General features: G+C 70.0%; 11 protein-coding genes. 4 read left to right on the top strand and 7 right to left on the bottom strand.

Going from position 1 to position 11,770, the window contains the following annotated elements:
* Window positions 1–65 precede the first annotated feature (65 nt).
* Both ACFQUZ_RS20370 and ACFQUZ_RS20365 read left to right on the top strand, forming a co-directional pair.
* On the top strand, window positions 66–3,281 hold the full coding sequence (locus tag ACFQUZ_RS20370) for an amino acid adenylation domain-containing protein (RefSeq protein ID WP_377444531.1): 3,216 nt from the start codon (window positions 66–68) through the stop codon (window positions 3,279–3,281).
* Window positions 3,244–4,398, top strand: a complete 1,155-nt coding sequence (locus ACFQUZ_RS20365) for a hypothetical protein (RefSeq protein ID WP_377444528.1) — start codon at window positions 3,244–3,246, stop codon at window positions 4,396–4,398. The genes ACFQUZ_RS20370 and ACFQUZ_RS20365 overlap by 38 nt, the downstream gene beginning before the upstream one ends.
* Window positions 4,399–4,476: 78 nt before the next feature.
* Here the strand turns inward: ACFQUZ_RS20365 and ACFQUZ_RS20360 are convergent, their stop codons facing one another.
* Complete coding sequence (locus tag ACFQUZ_RS20360) at window positions 4,477–5,205, bottom strand: ABC transporter permease (RefSeq protein WP_377444525.1); 729 nt, start codon at window positions 5,203–5,205, stop codon at window positions 4,477–4,479.
* On the bottom strand, window positions 5,186–6,142 hold the full coding sequence (locus tag ACFQUZ_RS20355; protein WP_377444523.1) for an ABC transporter ATP-binding protein: 957 nt from the start codon (window positions 6,140–6,142) through the stop codon (window positions 5,186–5,188). Before ACFQUZ_RS20355 ends, ACFQUZ_RS20360 begins: the two co-directional genes overlap by 20 nt.
* A gap of 90 nt (window positions 6,143–6,232) precedes the next feature.
* Here ACFQUZ_RS20355 and ACFQUZ_RS20350 point away from each other — a divergent pair, with 90 nt between their 5' ends.
* Together ACFQUZ_RS20350 and ACFQUZ_RS20345 are read left to right on the top strand one after the other, a co-directional pair.
* Complete coding sequence (locus ACFQUZ_RS20350; protein WP_377444520.1) at window positions 6,233–6,865, top strand: TetR/AcrR family transcriptional regulator; 633 nt, start codon at window positions 6,233–6,235, stop codon at window positions 6,863–6,865.
* A gap of 111 nt (window positions 6,866–6,976) precedes the next feature.
* Window positions 6,977–7,165, top strand: a complete 189-nt coding sequence (locus tag ACFQUZ_RS20345; protein WP_377444518.1) for an MbtH family protein — start codon at window positions 6,977–6,979, stop codon at window positions 7,163–7,165.
* Between the two features lie 55 nt (window positions 7,166–7,220).
* On the opposite strand, the gene ACFQUZ_RS20340 is transcribed toward ACFQUZ_RS20345, so the two are convergent.
* The 5 genes from ACFQUZ_RS20340 to ACFQUZ_RS20320 all read right to left on the bottom strand — a co-directional run bounded on the left by ACFQUZ_RS20340 (window position 7,221) and on the right by ACFQUZ_RS20320 (window position 11,608).
* A complete protein-coding gene (locus tag ACFQUZ_RS20340) occupies window positions 7,221–7,685 on the bottom strand; it encodes a nucleoside deaminase (protein WP_377444516.1) in 465 nt (154 codons plus the stop codon).
* Window positions 7,676–8,554, bottom strand: coding sequence for an NAD(P)-dependent oxidoreductase (locus ACFQUZ_RS20335; RefSeq protein WP_377444513.1), 879 nt, complete (start codon window positions 8,552–8,554; stop codon window positions 7,676–7,678). The genes ACFQUZ_RS20340 and ACFQUZ_RS20335 overlap by 10 nt, the downstream gene beginning before the upstream one ends.
* Entirely contained in the window at window positions 8,551–9,402 is an 852-nt protein-coding gene (locus tag ACFQUZ_RS20330) for a carbohydrate ABC transporter permease (RefSeq protein WP_377444510.1), read from the bottom strand. The genes ACFQUZ_RS20335 and ACFQUZ_RS20330 overlap by 4 nt, the downstream gene beginning before the upstream one ends.
* Window positions 9,389–10,237 (bottom strand): carbohydrate ABC transporter permease, encoded by an 849-nt coding sequence (locus ACFQUZ_RS20325; RefSeq protein WP_377444507.1) that lies wholly within the window; start codon window positions 10,235–10,237, stop codon window positions 9,389–9,391. The genes ACFQUZ_RS20330 and ACFQUZ_RS20325 overlap by 14 nt, the downstream gene beginning before the upstream one ends.
* Window positions 10,238–10,327: 90 nt before the next feature.
* Window positions 10,328–11,608: an ABC transporter substrate-binding protein gene (locus ACFQUZ_RS20320; RefSeq protein ID WP_377444504.1), complete on the bottom strand. Its 1,281-nt coding sequence runs from the start codon at window positions 11,606–11,608 to the stop codon at window positions 10,328–10,330.
* Window positions 11,609–11,770: the final 162 nt, after the last annotated feature.

Here is an 11,770-nt window from a genome sequence, read left to right as displayed (position 1 = left end):
ATCCCACCAGAGAGGACGAACATGACTGGCAACGCATCCGCACGGGGCACCCGGGTGGTGGTCCGGTGACCGTTCCCGGAGTCGACACGATCTACCGGCTGTCGTACATGCAGGAGGGGCTGCTGTCGCACAGCCTCGCCGACCCCCGGGCCGCCTTCTACGTCGACCAGGTCGAGTACCGGCTGCACGGGCCCGTCGACCCGGACCTGCTGCTCGCGGCGTGGCAGGCGCTGACGCGGCGGCACGCGGTGCTGCGCACGTCGTTCCACTGGGAGGACATCAAACAGCCCGTCCAGGTGGTCCGGGAACACGTCGAGGTGCCCATGGAGACCCTGGACTGGCGGGAGGTGCCCGCCGCGGAGCTGCCGGCCCGCTTGGAGGAGCGGCTGCGCGCCGACCGGCTCCAGGGCTTCGACGTCCAGCAGCCGCCGCTGATCCGGCTGACCCTCATCCGCACCGGCGCCGAGGACTACACCTTCGTCCTGCGCTACCACCACCTGCTGCTGGACGCGTGGTCGGCGCTGATGGTGCTCGACGAGGCGTTCGCCAACTACGACACCTTGGCCACCGGGCGGGAGCTGGAGACCAGGCCCGCGACCTCCTTCCAGGAGTACGTCGGCTGGGTGCGGGCCCAGAACCTCGACGCGGCCCGGCAGGCGTGGCGGGAAGCGCTGCACGGCGTCACCGACTCCACCGTCCCGGCGTGGATCCGTCCCGCCGAGGGGCACCCGCCGGAACCGTCCGGCCGGGACAACCCGGAACAGGTACTGCATGTCCCGGCGCAGACCGTCGCCGCCCTGCGCGAGCTGGGCCGGCACCGGAAGGTCACCCTCGGCTCGCTGCTGCAGACGTGCTGGGCGCTTGTCCTGCGGGCGCACAGCGGACGCGACGACGTGGTGTTCGGGGGCACCCTGTCCAGCCGCCCGTCCGAGGTCCCGGGCGTGGAGCAGACCGCCGGCCTGTTCATCAACACGCTGCCGGTGCGGGTCCGCTTCGACCCGAGCCGTTCGGTCCTCGCCACCGCCGTCGCCCTGCAACACGAGCAGGCGGCGTTGCGCCGCTACGACTTCAGCCCGCTGGAGCAGGTGCAGCGGTGGAGCGAGGTCCCGCCCGGCCTGCCCCTGTTCGAGACCATCATGACCGTGCTCAACCTGCCCGGGGTGGGCGTCCTGCACCGGCGCAGCGGCGCGGTCGAGATCCGGGACGGGCAGTACCGCTACCGGACCAACTACCCGCTGTCCGTGCTGGTGATCCCCGAGGGTGACCGGCTCGCCGTCCGGGTCGGCTACGATCGCCACCGCGTCGGTCACGACGCCGTCGCCCGGCTGCTCGGACACCTCGCGACGGTGCTCGACACCGCCGCCACCCGCCCGGACACGGCGGTCCGGGACGTGGACGTGCTACCTGACGCCGAACGCGCCCTGGTGACCGGCTGGAGCGGCACGGCCGCGCCGTACCCGGACACGGCGACCCTGCACGGGCTCGTCGAGGAGCAGGCCGACCTGGGCGGTGACCGCGTCGCCCTGCGCGCCGGCGGCGAGTCGGTCAGCTACCGGGAGCTGGACCGTCGGGCCAACCGGCTCGCCCGGCACCTGCACGCGCTGGGCGTGGGGCGCGGCACACCGGTCGGGCTCTGCCTGGGGCGCACCCCGGAACTGGTCGTGTCGATGCTGGCCGTCCTCAAGGCGGGCGGCTACTTCGTCGCGCTGGATCCCGACCACCCGCCGGCCCGGCTGGCCGACATCCTCGCCGACGCGGGCGTCACGGTGGTGGTCAGCGATCGCGGCCACCGGGCCGGCCTGCCCCGCACCGGGATCGAAACCGTCCTGCTGGACGCGCACCGGGACCGGTACGCCGACCTGGCCGACGACCGGCCGGCCGCCACCGTGGGCCCCGACGACCTCGCCTACTCCATCTACACCTCGGGGTCGACCGGGCAGCCGAAGGGCGTGCTCGTGCCGCATCGAGGGATGTGCAACGTCATCGCCGCCCAGCGCGCGCTGTTCGGACTGGGTCCGGACGACCGGGTGCTGCAGTGGGCGTCGCCGACGTTCGACGCGTCGGTGTTCGACGTGGCGATGGCATTCGGCGCGGGAGCCGCCCTGCACCTCGCACCGGCCGAACGGGTGGCGCCGGGTCCCGACCTGCGGGACCTGCTCGCCACCGAGCGGATCACCGCGCTGACCATCACCCCGTCGGCCCTGGCGGCCGTGCCGGCCGCGGCCCTGCCCGAGCTGCGCCTGCTCGTCCTCGCCGGTGAGGCGTTGCCGGCGTCGCTGGTACGGCAGTGGTGGACCCCGGGGCGACGGATCTTCAACGCGTACGGTCCGACCGAGGCGACGATCTGGGTCTCGGCGCACGAGTGCGGACCCGAGGAGGAAGCACCGCCCATCGGACGGCCCATCCCGAACGTCACGGTCCGGGTGCTCGACGCCGCCGGTCGACCGGTCGGCGTCGGTGTCCCCGGCGAGCTGCACGTCGGCGGCGTCGGACTGGCCCGAGGGTACGCCGGGCGTCCCGACCTGACCACGCAGCGGTTCGTGCCGGACCCGTCCGGTCCGCCCGCCGCCCGTCTCTACCGCACCGGCGACCTGGTGCGCTGGACCGAGGACGGCGCGCTGCGCTTCCTCGGGCGCACCGACCAGCAGGTCAAGGTGCGCGGCCTGCGCATCGAGACCGGCGAGGTGGAGGCGGTGCTGCGCCGGCACGACGAGGTGGCGGACTGCGCGGTGGTGGCCCGCGCCTCGGACGGATCGACCGGCACGCCGGACACCCTGGTGGCGTACGTGGTGCCGTCCGGCGCGGGGACCATCGACGCGGAGAAGCTGCTCGCGCACTGCGCGCAGGTCCTACCGGAGTACATGCTGCCCGGTGCGGTCGTGCCGCTCGACCGGCTGCCGCTGACCAGCAGCGGGAAGCTCGACACGCGCGCGTTGCCGTCGCCGCGTGAGCTGGCCGGCGACGGGGTGGCCGAGGCGGGCGACATGACGGTCACCGAGCAGGCGGTGGCGACGCTCTGGCGTCAGGTGCTGCAGGTGGACGGCCTCGGTCCGGACGGGGACTTCTTCGCCCTCGGCGGCACCTCGATCAAGGCGACCCAGGTGGTGTCGCGGGCTCGCCGTGCGTGGCAGGTGGAGCTGCCGATCCGCAGCGTCTTCGAGAACCGCACGGTGGCGGCGTTCGCCGTTGTCGTGGAACAGGCATTGGCCGCGCAGATGGATGACGACGATCAGGAGGTGCGGGATGGCGACGACCAAGGCATGGGTGCTGCACGCCACTGAGCCGGGCAGCGAACTCACCCGCGGGCAGTTGACGCTGGAGCAGATCCCGGTGCGCCGGCCAGGGGAGGGCGAGGTCCTCGTCGAGCCGCTGGTGGGCTGCTGGGAGGCCAACATGGAGCACGCGATCTCCCGACACCCGGTGGACGTGGCCCGGCAGCGGGGCGACGACCGGATCGTGCTCGGCACCTGCGGAGTGGTCCGGGTGCTCGCGACCGGACCGGGGGTGCGGGGCCTGCGCGAGGGACAGCAGTGCCTGTGGATCCCGTTCGGAGTGATCGATCGAAACGGCTACGCCGAGCGCATCTGCGCGTACGACGCCCCCGGCTCGCCCGGGCTGCTGTGCGGCCGTTTCGTCACCGAGGCGCGGCTGCTGGTGCCGCTGCCCGAACAGAGCCGGCACTCGATCGAACGCTGGGCACCGTTCGCCCGCTACTTCACCGCCTGGGACAACTGGCGGGTGGCCCGGCGCTGCTGGGAGGCGCAGGTCGACGACCACTGGGACGAGCCCCCGCTGGTGCTCGGCTGGGGCGGCGGTGTGGTGTGGGCACAGCTGGAACTGGCTCGGCGGGACGGCTTCCGGACCGCCATGGTCTCCGGCCGCGACAGCCGACTGGCCGCGATCGCCGCGTCCGGCGCTATCCCGATCGATCGGCGCGAGTTCCTCGACCTGGACTACGACGTGGCGAAAGCCTCCGGCGGTCCGGACGCGATGGACCGGCACCGCGATTCCAAGCGACGCTTCGTCGAGCGGGTGATGGCGATCAGCGGTGGTCAGGGGGTCTCGATCTTCCTGGACAACATGGGCGGTGGGCTGCACCGGGTGACACTGCGATCACTTGCGCGGGAGAGCGTGCTCGCCACCGTCGGCTGGAAGCACGGCATGCGGCTGTCGAACCTGCGGGCGGTGGAGTGCATCGGCCGGCACATCCACGTGCACACCCATGCCTGGCGGTTCCAGGACTGTGCCCGGATCCGGGACGTGCAGGAGAGCACCGGCTGGCTGCCCGAGATCAACGAGCCGGTGGCCTCCTTCGACGCCATCCCGCAACTGGCCGAGGCGTACTCCCGGGACGCCTTCGACAGCTACTTCCCGCTCTACGAGGTGACGCCCGCCTGAGCCCGGGGACCGGCCTGGGCCAGCGCCCCCTGGCCCGGCCGGCGCCCCCTGGCCTGGGCCAGGGGGCGCCGGCCTGGATCAGGGGCGCCGGACGATCATCCGGTAGGTCACGACGAGACCGACCAGGCACCATGCGGCCAGCACGAGGTACGGGGTGGGGCTGACGCCGCCGACGAGTGACTCGCGCACGCTCTGCGCCATGTACTGGAACGGGAGCACGACGTGCACGGCCTGCAACCAGCCGGGTAGCCGGTCGACGGGGAAGTTGACGGGGGAGAACATCAGGGTGACGAAGACGACGAGCTGGGTCACCAACCCGACCGCCGCTGGTGGGAGGGCATGGGCCAGCCCGTAGCCCAGCGTGGTGGCGGTCAGGGCGACGAGCAGGGCGGCGGGGATCACCAGCGGACTGACATCCAGTCGCAGATCGAAGCGGAACGCGGCGACGATCAGCGACAGCACGAGTCCGGGCAACGCGCCCAGGATCCACACGCTGACCCCGGCGGCGAACGAGGCCAGCGGTGGAACAGGCAGGGTCTGGTCGAACTCGAAGCTGCCCTGCAACTTGCTCTGCGCCACCATGTTCGGCGCCATCACCAGCCCGACGGTGATCAGCCCGATGGTGGGGCCACCGGTGGCCAGGAACGCCGCGCTTGTCGCGTCCACGTCGGGCAGCAGGTAGGCGAAGCCGACGATGATGCCGACGGAGAGCCCGGCGGAGACGATCGCGAAGAGCGGAAGCAGAGAACGCAGCCGTAGCGCGTTCCAGCGCAGCAGCAGGGCGTAGCTACGGAGCCACGACATCATTGGCCTCCTCGTCGGTCGCCGGCTGGTGTTCGTCGAGGGCGAGGTAGATGTCCTCGACCCGCATCGGGTAGAGGGAGAAGTCGTCGATGGCGCCGGCGGCCTGCAGACGCGTCGCCCACTCGGTCGCGGCCACCGCGTCGGTGGGGTCCAGGGCGTACACCAGTCGCTGGCGTTCGCGGCGTGGCGGCTGCGCGGCGAACGGCGGCGCCACCGGCTCCGGCCTGCCGGTCGACAGGTTGACGTCGAGCCGCAGCGCGGGACCGGCGTCGGCGCGCAGGTCGGCGACCGTGCCCTCGGCGACCACCCGGCCCTGTGCCAGGACCGAGAGCCGGTCGAGGATCCGCTCGACCTCGGTGAGGTTGTGGGTGACCAGGAGGACGGCCGGCCCGTCGTCGGCCAGCGAGCGGACGTGCTGCCACAGCAGCCGCCGGCGCACCGGATCGACATCGTTGCTGGGCTCGTCGAGCACGATCACCCGGCCGGGCCGCACGGCGGCGAGGCAGTACGCGGTGAGGCGCCGGACCCCGCCGGAGAGGCGCTCGCCGGGGGTGTCCGCCCACTCGCTGATGTCAAGGGCGTCGATCAGCCGCTGGGTGGCGGCGACCGCCTCGGCCCGACTCGCGCCCCGGATCCGAGCCACCAGGGTGATCGCCTGGCGGGGCGTGACACCCAGCAGCGGCACCTGGGCCTGCGGCTGCACCGAGCAGACCCGGTGGGCGAAGCCAGGGTCGGCGACCGGGTCGCCGGTGTCGATCCGGATCGTGCCGCTGGTCGGGCGGACCAGCCCGGCGACCTGGTTGACAAGCGTGGTCTTGCCGGCGCCGTTGTGACCGAGGAGGCCATGCACCTGTCCGGCGCCGACCTGGAAGCTGATGTCGTCGTTCGCCCGTACTCCTCCGCGATACTCCTTGCAGACATGATCCACCCGCAGCACCATGACATCTCCGATACTGATCGGTATCCAGATACCGGCTAGTATGGGGAATATGGAGATTCGGGTCAAGCCGAACGACAGGAGAGTCGCTTGATGGAACGAATGGGGCGCCAGGAGCGGCAGCGGCAGAACCGCAACCGCCTGCTTGACGCCGCGCAGCGGCTACTGGCGGAGCGGGGACCGGCGGCCTCGCTGGACGACATCGCCGCCGCCGCCGGTTTGACCAAGGGCGCCGTGTACTCCAGCTTCCGCAACAAGGAAGACATCATCCTCGCCCTGCTGGACCGGCAACTCGACATCATCAGCACCGACCTGACCAAGGTCGCCACCGGCGAGACCGACATGGTGCAGGCGTTCGCCGCCCTCAGCTCGGCCAACTCGACAGGCGACCGGGCCGGGGAGAACGCCGACTTTGCGCTGCTCATGATGGAGTTCTGGATCGCGGCCATGCGCAACCCCCGGGTGCGGCCCCGCTACATCGAGGCGCTACGTCGCACCCGCGCCGGCATCGCCGCCCACCTGGCCGCCCGAACCGACGGACCGGATCCCGCGCTGGTGGCGCGAACGGCGACCCTGCTCCTCGGGCTCGACATCGGGCTGAGCGTCCAACGCCTGGTCGACCCCGAGTCGGTGCCCGAAACCTGGTACGCCGAGGCGTTCGAGCTGCTCGTCCGGCCGCTGCCCGAGGACCCACCACGGCCGAACGGCGCCGCCACCGACGACTGAGCATCGTTGGCGCCCGAATCGAGTGAAGGCGGTCGTTGCCCGGTCCGTGACGGCTGGCATAGGGTTGTCCGTAACGAGTGATCTCAGTGGTTCGTAGCGGGGGGACGTGGGATGAGTTTCGAAGCGGAGCAGTACGTCGTGGTCCGTAACGCCGAGGAGCAGTACTCGATCTGGCCCGCGGACCGGCCGGTCCCGCAGGGCTGGCAGGACATGGAGGTCCGTGGCTCCCGTGAGGAGTGCCTGACCCACATCGAGAACGTCTGGACGGACATGCGCCCGGCCAGCCTGCGGGCCGCCTGAGGAACGGCCCGACCGTCCGGTGGCGGTCGATTATGGGCCACAGCGCCTGGCCGGATCAGGCTTCAGCAGGGCTGCATAAAGGCTTGGCTGCGGGTCGGTCCAGGTCGGGCATTCCAAGGTGCTCGAATTCGACGAAGGGACGATTCAGGTCGTCGTCCGGGACGAGGATGAGTTCCAGATCGGGTAGCTGGGGTGGGGGCGTTCTACATTGGCCGGCATGGTAGATCGTGCCGATGCCGACCAGGCGGGCGACTGCCTGGCACATAGGGCAGGGCCGGCATGAGGCGATGAGAACGGCTCCGGTGAGGTCCCGCCGTCCGGTTCGGGCGCATGCGGCGCGGATGGCGGTGACCTCGGCGTGTGCGGTGGGGTCGTTGTCCTGTAGGACGGTGTTGACACCGTCGCCCAGCACGGTGCCGTCAGCGACGACCAGTGCCGCGTAGGGGCGTTGTCCCTGGCGGGCGTTGTCGGTCGCGGTTGTCACTGCCAGACGGATGAGCTGGCGTGGGTTCAGGTCCATGCCACCGGATCCGGCGCTGGTTGGTCGGCTCGGGGGAAGGATCCGCCGAACGCTGGCCACACGGCCCGCATGAGGTCGAAGGTCAACGCTGTGGTGGGCAGCGCGAGTGCGAGGTCGTCGGCTTCGCGTAGTGCGGCGCGCATGTCCTTGAGCAGGATGTCGAGCCCGTTGCCGTTGGACTCCCACCATTCCCGAACGTGTGGCCAGTTCCGGGCAACCCAGCTGTCGGCAACCGAGTGCCGGAAGATCTGTTCCAGGTCCGCGTGGTCGATACCGTATGCCGCGCCGAGTCGGAACGCCTCGAACAGGCCCATCATGTTGACGCCGTAGATGAGCTGGACGGCCAGTTTGGCCGCCTGCGCCACGTCGGGTCGGTCGGAGACCACGAAGGTGCGGGAGCCGGCGGCCGCGAACAGGGGTTCGCAGTCGCGGACGGTCTGCGGGGGACCCGACACCATGAAGGTCAGGGTGCCCGCCTTCGCTCCCCAGGGTCCGCCGCTGAGCGCGGCGCTGATCGGTCGCAGTCCGGCGGCCGTGAGGTGGTCGGTCACCGTTCGTGCGGTGGCCGGCGCGATGGTGCTGGCCAGGATCACCGGTAGTCCGGGGCGGCCGGCCGCGGCCAGGTCGGTGGTGACGGATTCGACCTGTTCGCTGGTACGGACCACCACGAGGATGGCGGTACGGGCTTGGGTGGCGACGGTGCTGACGTCTGTCGCGGCCGTGACGCCGTGCTGCTGTGCCGTGGTGACGGAGTCGGTCGACGGGTCGAATCCGATGACCGGGTAGCCGGCCCGGACGAGGTTGGCGGCGATGCCGATTCCCATCGCGCCGAGTCCGACCACACCTACCGTGCTGTCGTCTGGGTTCATCCCTTCACCGCCCCGCCCACGCTGTCGACGAAGCGGCGCTGCGCGATGAGGAAGAAGATCACGGGTGGGATGGTGAAGATGACGGTGGCGGCCATGATGACGTGCCACGGGGTTTCGTACACGCCGAAGAAGGAGGCGATGCCGACGCCGCCGACCCAGTTGTCGTTCCGGGAGACGATGATTCGGGCGAACAGGAACTCCTGCCAGGCCCAGGTGAAGGAGAAGGCGGCGGCGGCGGCGACGCCTGGTAGCGCCACCGGGATGGTGATCCGCCGCAGGACGTTGACTCGGCCGCAGCCGTCGACCATGGCGGCTTCCTCCAGTTCGGGTGGCACGGTGCGGACGCTGGCGGACAGCATCCAGGTGACGACCGGCAGCGTGAAGACGATGTTGCCGAGGACGACAGCGGTCAGTGTGTCGAAGAGCCCGAAGGCGGTGACGAGGGAGAACAGCGGGACCATCAGGACGACCGGTGGCACCATCTGGCTCGCCAGGATGAGCAGGGTGGTGGCGGTGACGGCACGGGTGCGGAAGCGGGCGATCGCGTACGCGGCGCCGGAGCCCAGTACGAGCGAGATGAGGGTGCTGGTGACGGCGACGATCGCGGAGTTGCGGAGCCAGACCAGGATTTCGCCGTCTCGGGTGGCGGCGCGGAAGCCGTCGAGGTTGAACGAGCCGGGGTCGACTGTCGGCGGGGAGGCGAACCTCAGTGCCTCTGGTTGCAGTGCCTGGATCAGCATCCACAGGAACGGGAACACGGCGGCGAGCGCCAGTACCCAGGTGAGTGTGGTGAGTGCCGTCGAGCCCAGCCGTCGTACGGTGTCGCGGCGTACGCTAGTCGTCGCCATCGTTGGCTGCCCTTCGGTATCCGACGGTCAGGATGAGCGCGATCGCGAGCGTGACCATTCCGGTCGCGGTGGCGCTGTGCAGGTCGAACTGGTTGAACCCCTTGAGGTAGGTCAACAGCACGAGTGTTTCCGTCGCTCCGCCCGGGCCGCCGCCGGTGGTGAGGAAGATGACCATGAAGGCTCGGCCGAAGATCCAGAGGGTGAGCAATAGGGTGACCGCCCGGGTGGTGAACCGTAGTCCGGGGAGGGTCACATGGAGGAATCGCCGCCATACGTTCGCTCCGTCGATCGCCGCCGATTCGTACAGCTCTTTCGGGATGGCCTGCATGCCGGCGAGCAGCATGATGGCGGCGAGGGGTGCGGTCTTCCAGATCTCGATGACGGACACGGTGGCCAGGGCCAGGTTGGAGCTGAACGGGTTGGGCAGGGTGCCACCGCCCAGCGCGTCGATTCCGTAGGTGAGCACTCCGTACTGGGAGTCGAGCATCCACCGCCAGATCAGTGCCGTGGCGACGAACGGCATCGCCCAGGGCATGATGAACATCGACCGGAGTACGGCGACGCCGCGGACCTTGCGGTTGAGAAGGAGGGCGGTGCCCATACCGACGGCGAGGCTGCCGCCCACCACGGCGACCGTGTAGATCAGGGATACGAAGGCCGCGTGTTGGAACCGGGTGTCGGTGAGCAGATCGATGTAGTTGCCTGCGGTGAGGCTGGACTCCTCGGTGGACAGGCTCATGCCGAGGGCCTGCCACAGCGGCCAGAGGAACAGCACCGCCATGGCGAGGAATGTCGGCAGGAGGAAGGCGGCGGCGGTCCGGCGGCGACGGCGCACCGGGTCCGTGTCGCGCGGTCGCCGTGTCGGCCGTGCGGTGACGGTGGGCGGTGGTGACGCCGCGAGTCTGGTTCTCGTGTCCACCATGGCTCAGGACTCGGTGAGGATACTGGTGAGGTCGGTCTGGAGCGCGGCGGCGGCGTCTGCGGCGGGCCGGTTGGACAGCAGCATCTGCTGGTAGTTTCGGGTCACCGCGTCCTGGATCTTCGGCGCGTCGGACTCGTTGCCGACCGGCGCGAGCGACTCCGCCTGCGGCACCGCCTCGATCATGGTGCGGAACCACGGATTGGCGTCCAGGAAGCCCGCCGGGATCATGTCGGGTCGCGCCGGGACCTGCCAGGATGTCTCGATCAGCTTTTGTTGCCATTCCGTCTCGAGGACCTTCAGAATCACCTTCGCGGCGGCCTCCTTGTCGGTGGCCTTCTTCGGGATGGCCAGGAAGCCGTTGGCGGCGGTGGTGCGCGGCGATCCGAAGGGCATGGGGACCGCGTCGTAGTCGCCGAATTTCGTCGGGTTCTTCGACTTGACGATCGACATGACGAACGCGCCGCAGACGATGCTGGCCACCTTGCCCTGGGCGAACCCCTCCCGGTACTCCACCTCGGTCTGGCCGGCCGGGATGAGGCCCTCGGCGTGCAGCTTTTCGATGTACCGCAGCGCTTCGACGGTCTGCGGTGAGGTGGCGGTCGCTTTTCCGTCCTTGACGAAGTCGCCGCCGAAGCTCTTCACGATCGGGGCCAGTTCGCCGTAGGTGGGGAAGGCCGCCGCTGATGCCGACATGGTGGCGAAGCCGAACTGCTGAGCCGATTTGTCCCGTAGCGTCTTGGCCATCGTGTAGAGCTCCTCGGGCGTGGTCGGGGGCTGCAATCCGTACTTCTGCAGCAGGCCGCGGTTGACGAAGAGCACCCGGGGGTTGGACACGTAGATGACGCCGTAGATCTTCCCGTCCTTGCCCTTGGCCATCTGGTTGGGCGGGATGAAGCTGTCGAGGTCGTATCCCGCCTTCTCCAACCACGGGTCGAGCGGCTCGAGCAGTCCGGCGTCGGCCCACGCCCGCATCTGCGGGTCGAACGGGGTGACCAGGTCGGGTGGATTGCCGGCGGACAGCAGGGTGAACATTTTGTCCTGGTACTCGCCGCCGGGCACGACCTCGTCGGTGAGCCGCAGGTCGGGGTTCTCCGCGTCGAAGTCGGCCTTCAGCGCCTTCCAGAAGGGCGCGTTGTCTGGCGTGCCCCAGACCCAGTTGGGGAAGTCGACCGTGCCGTCGCCGGAGACGGAGCCGCCGGTGCTGCCGCTACCGACGGTACATCCGGATATCGCGACGAACAGTATGAGTGCCACAAGCCCCCGTGCGGCGTGGGTGATTCGCATGAGCAGGCACCGCCCGTCTCGCTGGACCGGCCTCATGCCGATCGAGTGGATGCGTTGACCGAGGATTGTGCGCTGACGCGCACCCCATGTCAAGCGAATGTTCTGCTATTGAACCGGTCAATTGCTTCGGTCCTGAGCTGCACGTCGGGCGTGTAGCGGAAT

Source organism: Plantactinospora sp. GCM10030261, assembly GCF_042666615.1.
Taxonomy (GTDB): domain Bacteria; phylum Actinomycetota; class Actinomycetes; order Mycobacteriales; family Micromonosporaceae; genus KBS50.
The sequence above is the reverse complement of the archived record's forward strand: the minus strand, read 5'-3'. Positions and strand labels throughout refer to the sequence as shown.